Source organism: Solirubrobacter soli DSM 22325 (genome assembly GCF_000423665.1).
Classification (GTDB): Bacteria; Actinomycetota; Thermoleophilia; order Solirubrobacterales; family Solirubrobacteraceae; genus Solirubrobacter; species Solirubrobacter soli.
Map to the genome: position 1 here is coordinate 201,654 of NZ_KE384071.1, position 15,701 is coordinate 217,354.

Genomic DNA, 15,701 nt, shown 5'->3' on the forward strand with positions numbered 1-15,701 from the left:
CGGCTACTTGCGCTTGTTCGCGCGCGCCTGGGGCGCGGACAGCGTCGTCGGCGCCTTCGCCGTCCCGACCGGATCGACCGTCCAGTCGGGATGGCCGGGCATCTTCGGCGTCTTGGTGCTGTAGAGCCAGTCGCGCAGGAACGGGGTGACGGACCGGTCACCGCTGATCTGCGTGGCGAGCGCGATGTAGTCGTCCGTGGACACGGACTGGTCCTTGAACCGGTCCACGTAGGCGCGCTCGATGCGCTGGAAGGCGGCGGCGCCGATCTTCTGGCGCAGCGCGTAGAGCACGAGCGCGCCGCCGTGGTAGCGCTGGAGGTCGAACAGCGTGTCCTCCGAGGTCGGCAGCGCGACCGGGCCGGAGTCCGCGCGCCACTGGTCGCCGTGGGCGTAGACGGCCTTCATGAGGTCGTCGAAGTCGGCGTAGCCCGTGTCGTCCGGGTAGCCCTCGGTGTCGCCCTCGAGGAAGCCCTTGGACTCGGCGTAGAGGAACTCGTACCAGCTCGCGTGCCCCTCGTTGAGCCACAGGTCGCTCCACGAGTACGGGGACACGCTGTCGCCGAACCACATGTGCGAGAGCTCGTGCAGCAGCGTCGGGTCCCACGTGTCCTGGGTGAAGAAGGTGAACCACGAGGTGTCCATCAGCTCGAGCGTCTGGGTCTCCAGCGCGAACCCGAGGTCGGCCTCGACCACGAGCGACCCGTAGAGGTCGAACGGGTAGCGGCCGACGGCGTTCTGCATGTAATCGATCTGCCCCGGCGTGACGCCGAGCAGCGGCTGGATGTCCGCGGTGATGTTCTTGGACGTGACGTCGCGCAGGAACACGCCGGAGTGGAAGCCGACGTTGGTGACGTCGTACTGGCCGACGGCGAGCTGCAGCAGCTCGGTCGCCATCGGCTGGCGCTGCACGTAGACGAAGTGGCTGCGGCCGCGGTCGGTCCACTGCGCGAGCTTGACCCCGTTGGAGACGGCGGTCTGGCCGGCGGGAACGTCGAAGCGGATGTCGAACGTCGCCTTGTCGCGCGGGTGGTCGTTGGACGGCAGGAACAGGTGCGCCCAGTTCGGCTGCGGCGCCGTCGCCGAGCCCTGCGGGTGGAAGAAGAACGCGGTCGTCGAGAAGTCGTCGGAGTTCGCCTCGGTCGGCACGGCGACGAAGTGCGAGACCTGGACGACGAACGGCAGCCCGTTGCGCAGCGGCAGCTTCGGCGTGATCACCAGGTCGTCGGGCGTGCGGGTGAACCTGGCGGGCAGCCCGTTCACGGAGATGCTCCCGACCGACTGGCCCGCGAAGTCGAGATCGAAGCGGCTCAGGTCCTGCGTGGCCTTGGCCAGGATCGTGACCGTGCCGTCAATGCTCTGTGTCGGCGCGCTGGTGGCGTAGCGCAGGTCCAGGTCGTAGTGCTGGACGTCGTAGCCGCCGTTGCCGAGGTTCGGGAACAACCGATCCCCGAGCCCGGGCGCTCCGGGCGACGGCGCGGCCTGCGCGGACGCTGCGAACGACAACGTCGCAGCGACGGCTGCGAGCAGGAAGACCCTCTTCATTGACCCTCTCCCTCGGGTTGCGACTGGCTTGGCGGCCGACCCTACTCCGTCCGCAGACCCTCCGGTCGCATAGTGCGCCACAAAACAGGAAGACTGGCCGCCGTCACCAGCAGGACCACGAGCACGCCGACGAGCGCCATGGCCGCGGCGTCCCCCCACGCGACCCGCACGGTGGTGTCCAGGATTCGCAGCAGGACGGCGCCGAGCGCGACGCCGGTGACGACCGCGATGCCGATCCCGAGCGCGACGGGAACCGCGGCCTGCCACAGCACGGACCAACTGAGGGTGCTGCGGCGCGTCCCGAAAGCGACCAGCACCGCAAGTAGGCGCCGCCGCTCCCGCAGCTGCTCGAGCGCGGTCAGCAGCAGGCTGAGTCCGATCAGGCCGATCACGATCGACGCCCCGATCAGCATCGCCCGCCGCAGCTGCGCGAACTGTGAGTCGGTGCGGGTGCGGCGCAGCTCCTGCACGTCGATCCGCGGGCTGAGCGTGGCCGCGGCGTTGCGCACGCGCTCCTGGGCGTCGGCGCCCGGGGCGCGGACCCACGCGAACACGAACGGCCGCGGGAGCTGAGCGCCGCGGAGCGCGCCAGGCGTGGCGAACAGCCCCGTCCGCATGAGCCCGGTCGGGTCCTCGCGGGTCGCGGCCGTCTTCACGCCGTCCGGGACCTGCCACGTGGTCGCGCCGAAGGTCAGCCGCGCGGGCGGCGTCGCGCCCGCGGCGAAGATGTCGCCGTCGCGGCAGTCCCCGACGCGCGCGACCTCCCGCAGCGCCGCGCACGGCGCGACCGTGAGCGTCGCGTCCGGCTCCTCCGGCGTGTACTGCGTGAGCGCCGCGAACGCGCCGAGCCGCCGGCCGAGCGCATCCGCGCCGACCCCGCGACCTTCGAACTGGGCGTACAGGGTGGCGCGGTTCAGATCCGCGCCCGTGTTCTTCGTGAAGTCGTCCTGGATGCCGGTGAAGACCATCTGCAGGGCGATCGCGCCCGCGACGGCGACCGTGATGCCGCTCACGGCGCGGGCCGGGCCGCCGGGGTCGAGCTGCAGGCGGCGCACGGCGAGCTGCCACGCCACCTTGCCGCCGCCCAGCCGGGCGACCACCCGCTCGACGACCCACGGGAGCAGCGCGGCGACCCCGACCAGCAGCGCGATGACGCCGACGGCGACCTGCAACTCGCCGACGTTCTCTGTGGTGTCGCCGGCGGCGGGCACGAGCGCGAGCAGCCCGGCCACGGGCAGCAGCAGGCGCCACCAGAGCCGGCGGCGGCGCGCCGCCTCCGCGCGGCGGACGACGCCGAGCGGCTCGGCCACCACCCGGCGCAGCGCGAGCAGCGAGACCAGCACCGCCGCGGCCGGCACGCCGGCGACGACCGCCGCCCCGAGCAGCGGGCTCGGCGTGACGTCGCGCGGGTACACGCTCACGTCCCAGATCGAGACGTGGTCGGCGAAGCCGCGCAGCACGACGAACGCGAGCGCGCCGAGGACGAGTCCCGCCCCGGCGCTGATCAGCGCCTCGCCCGCCGCGATCCGGCGCGCCATCCGCTGGTCGGCGCCGATCAGCCGCAACGCGGCGAGCCGCCGGTCGCGGTCCTCGCCGCCGGTGCGCACCGCCGCGCCGACGAGGACGGCGACCGGCAGCAGCAGCGCGACGAGCACGATCACGATGAGCAACGCGAGGATCGGATTCAGCGGCGTCGGCGCCGCGTTGGAGCCGAAGTCCTCGATCCGCCGCACCCCCGCGCCCTCGGTCAGGTCGCGCGCGCCCGCGTAGAAGGCGAGGTCGGTCGGGCCGAGCAGCCCGGCGGGCGCGATCGTGCCGACCACCCTGCCGGGGATGCGCGGCGCGAGCAGCCGCCGCCCGTCCGGCGTGGCGAGCAGGTCGCGCAGCGCGGGCGAGACGAAGACCTCACCGGCGCGCGGGACCCGCGTGGTGCCGGGCGGGAACGCGTCGCCCTGCAGCAGCCGCCCGCGGATGTCCCGCCCGCGGAACCGCGTGTCGGCGTCGGCGACCAACACGCCACCCGCGCGGGCCGCCCCCGCGGCACCGCTCTCCCCGGCGGCGCCGCCGTCCGTCGCCCCGCCGGCCCCCGCGGCCCCGCTCGCCCCGGCCGCGCCGCCGTCCGTCGCCCCGCCGGCCCCCGCGGCCCCGCTCTCCCCAAGGTCACTCCGGGCCTGGCCGCGGGCCTGGCGGCCGTCGTGGATCGCGGGGATCGACGCGGCGATCAGCAGCACCGCGACGCCGAGCGCGACGCCCAGTGCGGTGATCGCCGAGCGCAGCAGCCCCGCGCGACCGCCCGCCAGGGTCAGCCGCGCGCCGAGCGCGAGGTCGCGCACCACGCGCCCTCGCGGCGCGACGCCTTGGGCGACCTGGGCGGTCACGACGAGACCGGGCTCAGCGTGCGGCCGTCGCGGACGATCACCTCGCGGTCCGAGTACGCGGCGACCCGCGCCTCGTGGGTGACGAGCACGATCGCGGTGCCGCGGTCGCGGGCCGCGCGGGTCAGCAGCTCCATCACCCGCTCGCCGTTGAGCGAGTCCAGCGCGCCGGTCGGCTCGTCGGCGAAGAGCACCCGCGGGTCGGTCACGAGCGCCCGCGCGACCGCGACCCGCTGGCCCTCGCCGCCCGACACCGTGCCCGGACGCTGGGCCGCGACGCCCGCCACCTCGAGCACCTCGAGCAACTCGTCGGCCCGCGCCTCCGCCACCCGCCGCGACACGCCGTCGAGCCGCAGCGGCAGCGCGACGTTCTCGCGGCAGGACAGCTCCGGCACGAGCTGCCCGAACTGGAACACGAACCCGAACTCGGAGCGCCGCAGCGCGGACCGCTGCACGTCGTTCATCGCCGACAGCTCGCGGCCGTCGTAGACGACCGTTCCGGCATCCGGCGGCACGATCCCCGCGATCACGTGGAGCAGCGTCGACTTACCCGACCCGCTCGGGCCCATCACGGCCACGATCTCACCGGCGTCGATGGCGAAGTCGGCGTCCAGCAGCGCGTCCGTCGCGCCGTACGCCTTCCGCAGGCCCGTCCCCGAGAGAATCACGCCGTCATCTCCGCGCCCAGCGCGTCCAGCCGCGCCGCGGTCAGCTCCAGCCAGCGCAGGTCCGCTTCGAGATGGAACAGCGCGTGGTCGCAGATCAGCTGGTCGGCGATGTCGCCGCCCTGCTTGCGCCTGGTCAGCTCCCGCATCAGCCGCAGGTGCTCGCCGCGCTGCGCGTCGAGCAGCTCGTTCGCGCTGCGCCCCGTCAGCAGGGCCAGCACCACCTTCGAGTACAGGACGCTCTGCAGGTAGGGCTCGGGCTTCTCGGGCTGGCTCAACCACCGCTCGATGTCGGTCACGCCGGCCGAGGTGATCGCGTAGCGCTTGCGCTCAGGCCCCGCCCCCGGCTCGACCCCGTCGACCTCCACGAGGCCGTTCTTGAGCAGCCGCGCGAGCGTCGCGTACACCTGCCCGTACGACAGCGGCCGGTCCGCCCCGAAGCGCTCGTCGTAGGCCCGCTTGAGGTCGTAGCCGTGCCGCGGGCCGCCTTCGAGCAGCCCCAAGAAGGTGGTTCCGATCGCCATGCGACAAACTATACACACCGCGTATACGCACAGCGTATACAGAGCGGCCTTCTACTGTGCAGGCCGCTCATGGCTCTCCGCGAAGACCTCAGAAACGTCGCCATCATCGCCCACGTCGATCACGGCAAGACCACGCTGGTGGACGCCATGCTCTGGCAGTCCGGCGCGTTCCGCGACAACCAGGACGTCAACGACCGTGTGATGGACTCGATGGACCTCGAGCGCGAGAAGGGCATCACGATCCTCGCGAAGAACACGGCGGTCCGTTACAACGGCGTCAAGCTGAACATCATCGACACGCCCGGGCACGCCGACTTCGGCGGCGAGGTCGAGCGCGGGCTGAAGATGGTCGACGGCGTGCTGCTGCTGGTCGACTCGTCCGAGGGGCCGCTGCCGCAGACGCGGTTCGTCCTGCGCAAGGCGCTCGAGGACAAGCTGCCGGTGATCCTCGTGGTCAACAAGGTCGACCGCCCGGACGCCCGGATCGCGGAGGTCGTCGACGAGGTCTACGAGTTGTTCATCGACCTCGGCGCGTCCGAGAGCCAGATCGAGTTCCCGATCGTCTACACGAACGCCAGGGCGGGCAAGGCGAGCCTGACCACGACCGACCAGGGCGAGACGCTGCAGCCGTTGATGGACACGCTGCTGGAGACGATCCCGGCGCCGGCGTATGACGAGGACGCGCCGTTGCAGGCGCACGTCACCAACCTCGACGCGTCGCCCTACGTCGGCCGCCTGGCGATCTGCCGCGTGCACAACGGCACCATCAAGAAGGGTCAGCAGATCGCCTGGTGCCGTGCGGACGGGGAGGTCTCCAGCGTCCGCGTGGCCGAGCTCTACATCACCGAGGCGCTCGATCGCGTCGACGCGGCGGAGGCCGGCCCGGGCGAGATCATCGCCGTCGCCGGCATCCCGGAGGTCACGATCGGCGAGACCCTGGCCGAGAAGGACGACCCGCGCCCGCTGCCGGTCATCACCGTCGACGAGCCGTCGATCTCGGTCACGATCGGCATCAATCACTCGCCGCTCGCCGGCCAGGACGGCGACAAGCTCACCGCGCGCCAGATCCAGGACCGGCTCAACCAGGAGCTGATCGGCAACGTGTCGATCCGCGTGCTGCCCACCGAGCGCCCCGACACCTGGGAGGTCCAGGGCCGCGGCGAGCTCCAGCTGGCGATCCTGGTCGAGATCATGCGCCGCGAGGGCTACGAGCTCACCGTCGGCAAGCCGCAGGTGGTCATCCGCGAGATCGACGGCAAGCGCCACGAGCCGGTCGAGCGCATGACGATCGACATCCCCGAGGAATACGTCGGCGTGATCACGCAGATGCTCGCGCTGCGCAAGGGGCGGATGGAGCAGATGATCAACCACGGCACGGGCTGGGTCCGGATGGACTACCTCGTCCCGGCCCGCGGGCTGATCGGCTTCCGCACCGAGTTCCTCACCGACACGCGCGGCACCGGGCTCCTGCACCACGTCTTCGAGCGCTGGGAGCCGTGGGCGGGCGACATGCGCCTGCGCCCGACCGGCAGCCTCGTCGCCGACCGGCGGGGGAAGACGGCGAGCTTCGCCCTCTTCAATCTGCAGGAGCGCGGGACGATGTTCGTCGAGCCCGGCGAGGAGGTCTACGAGGGCATGATCGTGGGCGAGAACGCCCGCCAGGAGGACCTCGACGTCAACGCGGTCAAGGAGAAGCAGCTCACGAACGTGCGCTCCTCCACGTCCGACGTGCTGGTCCGGCTCGTGCCCGCCCGCAAGCTCTCGCTCGACCAGGCGCTGGAGTTCGTCCGCGAGGACGAGTGCGTCGAGGTCACGCCGCATTCGGTCCGGATGCGCAAGGTGGTGCTCGCCGGCGTGGACCGCGTGCGCGAGGCCCGCCGTCTCAGGGCGTGATTCCCCGCCTACACTAGGGCCGCAACGGCACAGATGCCCATCGGCCCCCCGAAGTTCGAGGACTTACTCGAGGCTGCTCCCGACGCCATGGTGGGGACGGATGCCTCCGGCGTCGCCGTGTTCGCGAACGAGCGGGCGAAGGCCATCCTGGGACGCGATCCGGTGGGCGAGCCGCTCGGCGAGCTCCCCGCCGGCCTCGACGTGACGACGCATCCGATGGGCTCCTACCAGCTGGTCGTGCTGCGCGACGCCGACCCGCGCGCGCTGCGCGCCGTGCTCGACAACACGCCCGCCGCGATCTTCCTCAAGGACCCCGACGGGCGCTACCTGCTGGTCAACCGGGCCTTCGAGAACCTCCACGGGCGGCCGGCGAGCGAGCTCGTGGGCCGGCTGGACCGGGACGTCCTGCCGCCGGACATCTCCGAGCGCATGCGGGTCGACGACCTGCGGGTGATGTCCGACCGCAAGCCGATCGAGCTGCAGGAGGAGGTCCGCCACGGTGAGACGACACGGACGTTCCTCTCGGTCAAGTTCCCGCTGATCGACGACGAGACCGGCGAGCTCTACGGCGTCGGTGGCGTCGCCACCGACATCACGCATCACTCGCGGCTCGAGGCCCGCCTGCGCGAGGCGCAGCGGCTCGAGGCGGTCGGCCAGCTCGCGGGCGGCGTCGCCCACGACTTCAACAACCTGCTGGCGGTGATCGCCAATTACGCCCAGTTCGTGCGCAAGGAGCTCGACGACGGCTCGCGCCCCGCGGGCGACATGGACCAGATCATCACGGCGTCGCGCCGCGCGAGCGAGCTGACCCGCCGGCTGTTGTTGTTCAGCAGGCGCCAATCGGGGACGCCGGAGGTGCTCTCCCTGCGCCGCGTGATCGAGGGCGTCGAGCTGCTGCTGCAGCGCACGCTCGGAGATGGCATCCACCTCAAGGTCGAGTGCGACGACCGCCTCTGGGACGTCGAGGCCGACCGCAGCCAACTCGAGCAGGTCCTGATGAGCCTGGCGCTGAACTCGCGCGAGGCGATGCCCGAGGGCGGCGAGCTGCTGATCAGGGCCGAGAACGCGGTCATGCGCGACCAGGCGAGCCCGAGCTCGCGCGCCGTGCGGCTCACGGTCGCCGACACCGGTCGCGGGATGGCGCGCGAGGTCACCGCCCACGCCTTCGAGCCCTTCTTCACCACCAAGGCCGTCTCCGGCCACGGCGTCGGCCTCGGGCTGGCGACGGTCTACGGGATCGTGACCAACGCCCGCGGGCGGATCGACCTCGAGTCAGAGCCCGGCGTCGGCACGACCGTGACCGTGATGCTGCCCGCGGTGCGGCGAGCGGGCGATGACGCGCCGTCGCCGAGCGCCCCGCGCGGACGCGGCGAGACGGTCCTGGTCGTCGAGGACGCGGACGCGGTGCGGGTGCTCACCGGCCGCCTGCTCTACGCGGCGGGCTATCAGGTGGTGAGCGTCGAGTCCGGCGCGGTCGCGCTGGAACGGCTGGACGCCGCCGACGTCCTCGTGACCGACGTCGTCATGCCCGGCATGAGCGGCGTCGAGCTCGCCGTGACCGCCCGCGAGCGCCGCCCCGGCCTCCCGGTCGTCTTCGTCAGCGGCTACACCGGAGACACGACGATCGCCGGGTCCGATGACCCGGCGACCGCCTTCCTGGCGAAGCCGTTCGACGGCGATGACCTCCTACGTGCGGTGCGCTCGACGCTCGACGGCGCGAAGTCGCCCCGAACCTAAAGGGGCCAGGCCCCTTTAGGTTCACTCGTAGGCCAGCGCCCTGAGAACGTCGATCCGCGATGCCCGGCGTGCGGGCAGCGCGGCGGCGATCACCCCCGCGAGGGCGGCGATGATCGCCACGGCCGCCAGGCTCGGGGCGGGGACCGCGTAGCTCAGCCCGTACTTCCCCAACCAAGCCACGACGCCGGCGGCGAGCGCGAGGCCCGCGCCGATCCCGAGCACTGCGCCGATCAGCGCGGTGATCACGCTCTCATGGCGGACCATCCGGCGGACCTGACGGCGATGCATGCCCAGCGCGCGGAGCGTGCCGAGCTCCCGCGTGCGCTCGAAGGTCGAGAGCACGAGGGTGTTGACGATCCCGAAGAGGGAGACGATCACGGCCAGCGCGAGCAGCACCCACAGGACGGCCAGGATCTGCCCGATCCAGCTCGTCTGCGAGTCGATGAACGCGTCCTTGTCCTGGACCTGCGCGTTCGGGTACGCCGCGAGCGCGCGAGCCACCGCGTCACGCGGCCCGTCCACGAACGTCAGGCGGTTGCGCTGTTGGTCGAACGCCGAGTCGTACGCGGCGTGCGAGATCGTGATCGGGCCGAGGCTGAGCACGTCGAACGCGGGTGAGTCTTCGATCCCGCGCACGACCAGCTTCAGCTGCTCGCCCTTCATCGAGGTGACGGAGAACGTCGACCCCACGCGAAGCCCATGCTTCTTCGCGTAGCCGTCGTTGACGATCGCTCCGTCCGAGCCGAGCGTTGCGAGTGCCTCCTGGTCGCCCTCCTTGTAGTCGTAGTGGAAGAGCCGTGCGATCGATGCCGGATCGACGGCGTTGATGCCTTCCTGCTTTCCGAACACGAGCGCGCCGTCCTGGCGCAGCGAGCTGACGGTGCCGATCCGTGACACGGCCTGCTCGATCTTGGGGTCGATCGGCGACCATCCGTCGGCCGCCGTGACGATCGTCTGCGCCTGCACCTGGCGGGCGAGTTGTCCCCGGCCCTGGTCCTCCAGACCCTGGGCGACGATGGTGACCGCGGTCACGAGCGCGACGCCGATCATCAGCGCCGACGCGGTGGCCGCGGTGCGGCCCGGGTTGCGCATCGCGTTGTCGCGGGCGAGCCGGCCGGCCGCGCCGCCGAGCCATGCGGCGGGCCGGCCCACGACGCTCGCGACGCCGCGCACCGCGCGGGCGAAGAGCCGGACCTTGATGGGGTTGGCGTTCTCGCGCAGCGCCGCGACCGGGGCGATCCGGGTGGCGCGGCGGGCGGGGATCGCGGCGGCGAGGACCGTCGCGAGCGTGCCGACGAGCAGCGACACGACGATCGTGCGGGTCGCGAGCTCGAGGCCCTCGGCCGGCAGGTCCATGCCGAGGGCGGTGAAGATCTCGTTCAGCCCCGCGGCGAGCCCGACGCCCACGCCGATGCCGGCCGCGGACGCCAGCAGCCCGACCAGCAGCGCTTCCAGCAGGACGCTGATGCGCACCTGGCGGCGGGTGGCGCCGACCATCCGCAGCAGGCCGAACTCCTTCGTGCGCTGCGCGACCGTGATCGAGAGCGAGTTGAAGATCGTGAACGCGCCGACCAGCACCGCGACGCCGGCAAACGCGAGCAGGACCGTACGGATGATGCTCACGAACAGCTCGAGCGAGTCGAACGTGAAGCGGTCGTCGTCGGCGGCGCTGCGGACCTCCGCGTTCGGGACGGCGGCGGCGATCGAGTGCCTGATGTCGCTGCGCTTGTGCGCGCGGACGAGGATCCGGTCGTAGCCGTCCTTGGCGAACAGGCCGCGCGCCGTCTCGAGGTCGAAGATCGCCGCGCTCGCCTTGCCGAGCGACTTGACGTCGGCGAACGTGGCGATGCCCGTGATCTTGGCCTTGACGGCCTCGCCGCGGGCGGAGACGCGGATCGTGTCGCCGATCCGGTGGTGCTGGGACTCGGCCGTGGCGCGGTCGATCACGACCTGGCCGGGCCCGCTCGCCCACGTCCCCAGATGCAGCCGGAACGGCGTCAGCCGCTGCGCGCCGGGGACCTCCGAGTCGAATCCGATGCCGAAGTACGGCCCGGTCCCGACCGGCTTGCCGTCCGTGCCGATCACCTGCGCGGTGTCGGTGATGTCGCCGACCGCGACCGCGACGCCGTCCGCCTCGCGCACCTTCTCGAGCGCGTCGGCCGAGATCGTCGGCGCCTGCGCGCGCACGTCGGAGGTCTGCGAGCCGCGGAACGCGGTCTTCGTGACCACGACGGCATCCGTGCCGTCGTACGCGGCGTGCGTGAGCGTCTTCGCCGCGCCGGACATCGTGTCCGTGAGCGTGTAGGCCGCGCAGACGAACGCGACACCGACCACGATGGCAAGCGTGGTCAGGGCCGTTCGCACCGGGCGAGCGGCCAGGCCCTTCCACACGACTTTGATCACGACGCGGCCTTGAGCGCGTCGAGGATCGCGTCCTCGGTCGGGTCCTGGAGGTCCGCGACGACGCGACCGTCCGCGAGGAAGAGCACGCGGTCGGCGGTCGCGGCGGCGCGGGCGTCGTGCGTGACCATGACGGTCGTCTGGCCGTCCTCGTCGACCGCGGTGCGCAGCAGATCGAGCACGCCGGCACCGGCCGCGGAGTCGAGGTTGCCCGTCGGCTCGTCGGCGAAGAGCACGGTCGGCCGGCAGATCAGGGCGCGGGCGACCGCGACGCGCTGCTGCTGGCCGCCGGAGAGCTGGGCGGGCTTGTGGTCGCGGCGCTCGGCGAGGCCCATCTTCTCCATCAGCTCGTCGACGACGTCGCGCTCGGGCTTGCGGCCGGCGATCGCCAGCGGCAGCAGCACGTTCTCCTCGGCCGACAGCGTCGGCAGCAGGTTGAAGGACTGAAAGACGAAGCCGATGTGCTTGCGGCGCAGGCGGGTCAGCTCGCGGTCGGACATGCGGGTGATGTCGACGCCCGCGATGTGCACCGCGCCCGCGTCGGGCGTGTCGAGGCCGGCGAGCAGGTGCATCAGCGTCGACTTGCCCGAGCCCGACGGTCCCATGACCGCGGTGAACTGGCCCTGCGGCACCTCGATCGACACGCCGCGGAGCGCGTGCACCGCGCTCCCGCCCTCGCCATAGGTGCGGGTCAGGGCGGTCGCGGAGACGGCGGCGTACTCGAGTTCGGGGAGCTGCGCGAGAGCGGTCATTTCCATCCTTGGGGAGAAGGTCAAGCAGTCAGTGCGGGGAGGGGAGCGCGTCGGTCGTGTCAGCGAGCGGGCGGGCGGCGCCCGGAGACCCGTGCACTGCTCCCGGCCAGCAGCGGGCGCCCGCTCTCGGCGTCGAACGGGACCGGGGCCCAGCGCGAGCAGGCCTCCGGGTCCGTCAGGACGGCGAGCACGGCCGCGGGGGGCGTGGTGGCGGTCCGGGTCTTCATGGGAGGAACCGTCGCAGTCCGGACGTCGCACGTCGTCGGCCCGGATGACGATTGTCGATCTGCCTCAGGAGGACACGGGGTCATCCTCAGGGATGACCCGCAGATCCTTCGCGCTGACGAGGACAGCGGGTGACGCGGGCGTCAGACTTGTCCGGATGCCCGCCAGTGTCCGTTCGCGCCTCCCGCTCCTGGTGGGAGTGGCGCTCGCGCTGGAGTTCTGGGCCGAACTGTTCTTCACCGTCCCCGCGGACACGCCGTACCGCGGGCTCGTCTTCGTGCTCCTCGGCGTGCTCGCCGTCGCGGTCGTCGAAGGCCGCAAGTACCCGCTGGCGGGCGCGGTGACGGGCTACGGCGTCGTCGCGCTGCTCCCCGCGTTGTCGCACGTCTACTACGACCAGCTGTTCCTGGCGTTCGCCGCGCCGTTCGTCACCGCCTACTGGCTCGGTGCGCACGGCTCGCGACGGACGCTGGCGATCGCGATCGTCCCGTGCACGGTGTTGTCCGCGATCGCGACCGAGCCGTACGACAACGAGCGCTTCACCGGCGCGCTGTTCACGGTGATGATCTCGCTGGTGGCGCCGATCGTCGTCGGGCGCCTGCTGCGCAGCCGCGCGGCGCTGAACCGCGCGCTGCGCGAGAAGGCGGCGCTGCTCGAGCGCCGCCGCGAGGAGGCCGCGGGCCGCGCGGTCGTCGACGAGCGCACGCGGATCGCGGGCGAGTTGCACGACGTCGTCGCCCACGCGCTGAGCGCGATGACCGTGCAGGCCACCGGCGCGCGGCGGCTCGCGCTGACGCGACCGGAGCTCGCCTTGGCGGCCTTCGGCGCGATCGAGACGGCGGGCCGCGAGGCGCTCGACGAGCTCCGCCGCCTGCTCGGTGTCCTGCGCCGCGAGGACGCCGAGATCACGTTGAACCCGCAGCCGTCGCTGCGCCACGTCGGATCGCTCCTGCGCCGCACCGCGGCCGCGGGTCTCCCCGTGACGATCAAGGTCGAGGGCGACGAGCGCGAGCTCGCCGCCGGCCTGGACGTCACCGCCTACCGCGTGGTCCAGGACGCGTTGGCGGCCGCGCTCGACGTGGGCGGCGCCGGCCGCGCCGAGGTGCGCCTGCGCTACAGCGCCGCCGCGCTCGAGGTCGTCGTCCGCGATGACGGCCCGGGCGCCGCCGCCGCCCGCCCGCTGATGGGCATCCGCGAGCGCGTCGTCCTGCACGGCGGCCGCTTCGTCGCCTCCCCCCGCCGCGGCGCCGGCGGCCACATCGTCCGCGCGACCCTCCCCCTCGACGGCGCTCCGATCGCCCAGACCGACGAGCCGGCGGAGCCGCCGTGCGAGCTCTCCCAGCGCCGCGACCGCGCCCTGCGGAGCCTCCGCGCGGCGACGCTGGGCCGCGTGGCGGCGCTGCGCACGCGCGGTGTGACGGCGCGACGCGGCGACGCGACCGAGCGCCGCGGCCTCCCGCCCGCGTCCGCCGCCGTGGGCGCGCCAGCCGGCGCACGGCCGCTCGGCGCCGCGCCCGTGTCGCTCGCCGCGCCCGCCCCGCGTGGCGCCGCGTCGCGGCTCTTCCGGCGGCTCAGCCGCGCCGATCGGTTCGACCTCGCGGGCGCCGCGGTGCTCGCCGTCGCCGGGATGGTCGAGGTCGCGTTCCTCCCCACCCTGAGCGGGCCGCTGGTCGCGAACCTCGTCGTGGCGCTCGGCTACACGCTGCCGTTCGCGTGGCGGCGGAGGGCGCCGATCCCGGCGGCCCTCACCGTGGTCGTGGCGACGCTGACGATGGCGTTCTTCCTGACGCCGATCAAGGACCTGTTCGTGCCGTTCGTGGTCGTGCTCGCGGTCGTCTACACCGCGGCCGCCTATCGCGACGGCGTCCAGGCGTACAGCGCGCTGGGGATGGTGCTGGTCGCGATGCCGATCATCGTCGCGACATTCGACCACCACGAGCCGGGCGATTACTTCTTCCCGCCGCTGGCCGCGGTGCTGGCCTGGCTCGCGGGGCGGATCGTCCGCGCGCGCACCCGCCTCAGCGCCGAGCTGCACGAGACCGCGGCGCGGCTCGCGGAGGCCAACGAGGACGCGCAACGCCAGGCCGCGACCGACGAGCGGCGGCGGATCGCCCGCGAGATGCACGATCTCGTCGCGCACTCGATGAGCGTGATGGTCGTCCAGGCGGGCGGCGCGCGGCGGATCCTCGCCAAGGACCCGGCCCGCGCGCTGGAAGCCGCGACCCGCATCGAACGCACCGGGCGCGAGGCGCTCGGCGAGATGCGCCATCTGCTCGGCGTGCTCAACGGCTCCGACCAGCCGCCGGCGCTCGCGCCGCAGCCGACGCTGGCCGAGATCGGCGAGCTCGTCGCCCGCGCCCGCGCCGCCGGGCTGCCGACCGTGCTCGAGTTCCGCGGCGACCGTCGCGACCTGCCCGCCGGCCTCGACCTCGCCGCGTACCGCATCGTGCAGGAGGGCCTGACCAACGCCCTCAAGCACGCCGGCCGCGCGCCCACGACGGTGATCGTCGACTGGTCGTCCGAGCACGCCCTCACGCTCGAGATCCGCGATCACGGCCACGCCACGCCCCGCAACGGCGCATCCGGACACGGCCTCGTCGGCATGCGCGAGCGGGTGCGCCTCTACGGTGGCGAGCTGGACACGGGTCCCGCCGACGGCGGCGGCTGGCGCGTGCGCGCAACCCTTCCCATGGCAATCCGAGAAGAATTGACGGTGGCATGAGCGTCCGACTCCTGATCGCAGACGACCAGGCGCTCGTCCGCGCCGGCTTCCGGATGATCCTCGACGCCGAGGACGACCTCGAGGTCGTGGGCGAGGCGACCGATGGCCTCGACGCGGTCGAGCAGGTCCGCAGGCTCAGGCCCGACGTCGTGCTGATGGACATCCGCATGCCGGAGCTCGACGGGATCGAGGCCACGCGCCGCGTGCTCGCCCAGGCCGGCGAGCACCCCGTGCGCGTGCTGATGCTCACCACGTTCGACCTCAACGAGTACGTCTACGAGGCGCTGCGCGCGGGCGCGAGCGGCTTCCTGCTCAAGGACGTCCCGCCCGAGCAGCTCGCGGCGGGCATCCGGATCGTCGCCCAGGGCGAGGCGCTGCTGGCGCCGTCGATCACCCGCCGGCTGATCCAGGAGTTCGCCGCGGCCACGCCCACGCCGCCCGCGCCCCCGCCCGGCCTGAGCGAGCTGACCGCGCGCGAGCTCGAGGTCTTCCGCTGCGTCGCGCGCGGGCTCTCCAACGCCGAGATCGCGGCCGAGCTCGTGGTCTCCGAGACCACCGTCAAGACCCACGTCGCCCGGCTGCTGATGAAGCTCGGCCTGCGCGATCGCGTCCAGGCCGTCGTGCTGGCCTACGAGTCGGGCATCGCGGTGCCGGGCAAGAGCTGACTCCCGCCTGGCGCCGGGGGCCCGACCGAGGTCCCCGCGCCGCCCCAGCCGAACGACGGCTCGGGCTTTCCATTCGCCATCAACCTGACCCGCCCCGACCCGTCACACGCGTAGCAGTGCGACGTCTCCCGGTACGTCTTCGAGTGGTGGACGATCCGCTTTCCCAGCCCGCGACACTGCAGGCACATCCGTGTCCTGTCA

The 15,701-nt window shown here is 72.7% G+C and carries 11 protein-coding genes; 4 read left to right on the top strand and 7 right to left on the bottom strand.

The features are described 5' to 3' along the window. Positions 1-3 precede the first annotated feature (3 nt). Genes G569_RS0136790 through G569_RS0136805 form a run of 4 tightly spaced genes read right to left on the bottom strand, consistent with a single transcriptional unit; the run spans position 4 to position 5,106 of the window. The gene (locus G569_RS0136790) at positions 4-1,542 is read right to left on the bottom strand and encodes a M1 family metallopeptidase (RefSeq protein WP_028067111.1); all 1,539 of its coding nucleotides are present in this window, start codon (positions 1,540-1,542) and stop codon (positions 4-6) included. Positions 1,543-1,583: 41 nt separating this feature from the next. Further along, the gene (locus G569_RS0136795) at positions 1,584-3,920 is read right to left on the bottom strand and encodes an FtsX-like permease family protein (RefSeq protein ID WP_064750540.1); all 2,337 of its coding nucleotides are present in this window, start codon (positions 3,918-3,920) and stop codon (positions 1,584-1,586) included. After that, on the bottom strand, positions 3,917-4,639 hold the full coding sequence (locus G569_RS0136800; RefSeq protein ID WP_053227656.1) for an ABC transporter ATP-binding protein: 723 nt from the start codon (positions 4,637-4,639) through the stop codon (positions 3,917-3,919). Before G569_RS0136800 ends, G569_RS0136795 begins: the two co-directional genes overlap by 4 nt. Continuing rightward, a complete protein-coding gene (locus tag G569_RS0136805; RefSeq protein ID WP_028067114.1) occupies positions 4,582-5,106 on the bottom strand; it encodes a PadR family transcriptional regulator in 525 nt (174 codons plus the stop codon). The genes G569_RS0136800 and G569_RS0136805 overlap by 58 nt, the downstream gene beginning before the upstream one ends. Positions 5,107-5,175: 69 nt before the next feature. On the opposite strand from G569_RS0136805, the gene typA reads away from it, so the two are divergent. Together typA and G569_RS0136815 are read left to right on the top strand one after the other, a co-directional pair. After that, positions 5,176-6,999 (top strand): translational GTPase TypA, encoded by a 1,824-nt coding sequence (gene typA, locus G569_RS0136810; RefSeq protein ID WP_028067115.1) that lies wholly within the window; start codon positions 5,176-5,178, stop codon positions 6,997-6,999. A gap of 87 nt (positions 7,000-7,086) precedes the next feature. Continuing rightward, positions 7,087-8,736, top strand: a complete 1,650-nt coding sequence (locus G569_RS0136815) for a hybrid sensor histidine kinase/response regulator (protein WP_053227551.1) — start codon at positions 7,087-7,089, stop codon at positions 8,734-8,736. 21 nt (positions 8,737-8,757) lie between these two features. Here G569_RS0136815 and G569_RS0136820 read toward each other — a convergent pair whose 3' ends face one another. Genes G569_RS0136820 through G569_RS63320 form a run of 3 tightly spaced genes read right to left on the bottom strand, consistent with a single transcriptional unit; the run spans position 8,758 to position 12,115 of the window. After that, a complete protein-coding gene (locus tag G569_RS0136820; RefSeq protein WP_028067117.1) occupies positions 8,758-11,139 on the bottom strand; it encodes an ABC transporter permease in 2,382 nt (793 codons plus the stop codon). Then, positions 11,136-11,888, bottom strand: coding sequence for an ABC transporter ATP-binding protein (locus G569_RS0136825; RefSeq protein WP_028067118.1), 753 nt, complete (start codon positions 11,886-11,888; stop codon positions 11,136-11,138). The genes G569_RS0136820 and G569_RS0136825 overlap by 4 nt, the downstream gene beginning before the upstream one ends. Positions 11,889-11,947: 59 nt before the next feature. Continuing rightward, a complete protein-coding gene (locus G569_RS63320; RefSeq protein ID WP_157592562.1) occupies positions 11,948-12,115 on the bottom strand; it encodes a hypothetical protein in 168 nt (55 codons plus the stop codon). A 155-nt stretch (positions 12,116-12,270) separates the two neighbouring features. Here G569_RS63320 and G569_RS61850 point away from each other — a divergent pair, with 155 nt between their 5' ends. Then, complete coding sequence (locus G569_RS61850; protein WP_169542328.1) at positions 12,271-14,835, top strand: sensor histidine kinase; 2,565 nt, start codon at positions 12,271-12,273, stop codon at positions 14,833-14,835. After that, positions 14,832-15,500, top strand: a complete 669-nt coding sequence (locus G569_RS0136845; RefSeq protein WP_028067119.1) for a response regulator — start codon at positions 14,832-14,834, stop codon at positions 15,498-15,500. Before G569_RS61850 ends, G569_RS0136845 begins: the two co-directional genes overlap by 4 nt. Positions 15,501-15,701: the final 201 nt, after the last annotated feature.

What these genes read in the sequence shown, in the direction of transcription:
- G569_RS0136790 (WP_028067111.1), bottom strand. Translation starts at nt 1,542, where the DNA reads ATGAAGAGGGTCTTCCTGCTCGCAGCCGTCGCTGCGACGTTGTCGTTC.
- G569_RS0136805 (WP_028067114.1), bottom strand. Translation starts at nt 5,106, where the DNA reads ATGGCGATCGGAACCACCTTCTTGGGGCTGCTCGAAGGCGGCCCGCGG.
- typA (WP_028067115.1), top strand. Translation starts at nt 5,176, where the DNA reads ATGGCTCTCCGCGAAGACCTCAGAAACGTCGCCATCATCGCCCACGTC.
- G569_RS0136815 (WP_053227551.1), top strand. Translation starts at nt 7,087, where the DNA reads ATGGTGGGGACGGATGCCTCCGGCGTCGCCGTGTTCGCGAACGAGCGG.
- G569_RS0136825 (WP_028067118.1), bottom strand. Translation starts at nt 11,888, where the DNA reads ATGACCGCTCTCGCGCAGCTCCCCGAACTCGAGTACGCCGCCGTCTCC.
- G569_RS63320 (WP_157592562.1), bottom strand. Translation starts at nt 12,115, where the DNA reads ATGAAGACCCGGACCGCCACCACGCCCCCCGCGGCCGTGCTCGCCGTC.
- G569_RS61850 (WP_169542328.1), top strand. Translation starts at nt 12,271, where the DNA reads ATGCCCGCCAGTGTCCGTTCGCGCCTCCCGCTCCTGGTGGGAGTGGCG.
- G569_RS0136845 (WP_028067119.1), top strand. Translation starts at nt 14,832, where the DNA reads ATGAGCGTCCGACTCCTGATCGCAGACGACCAGGCGCTCGTCCGCGCC.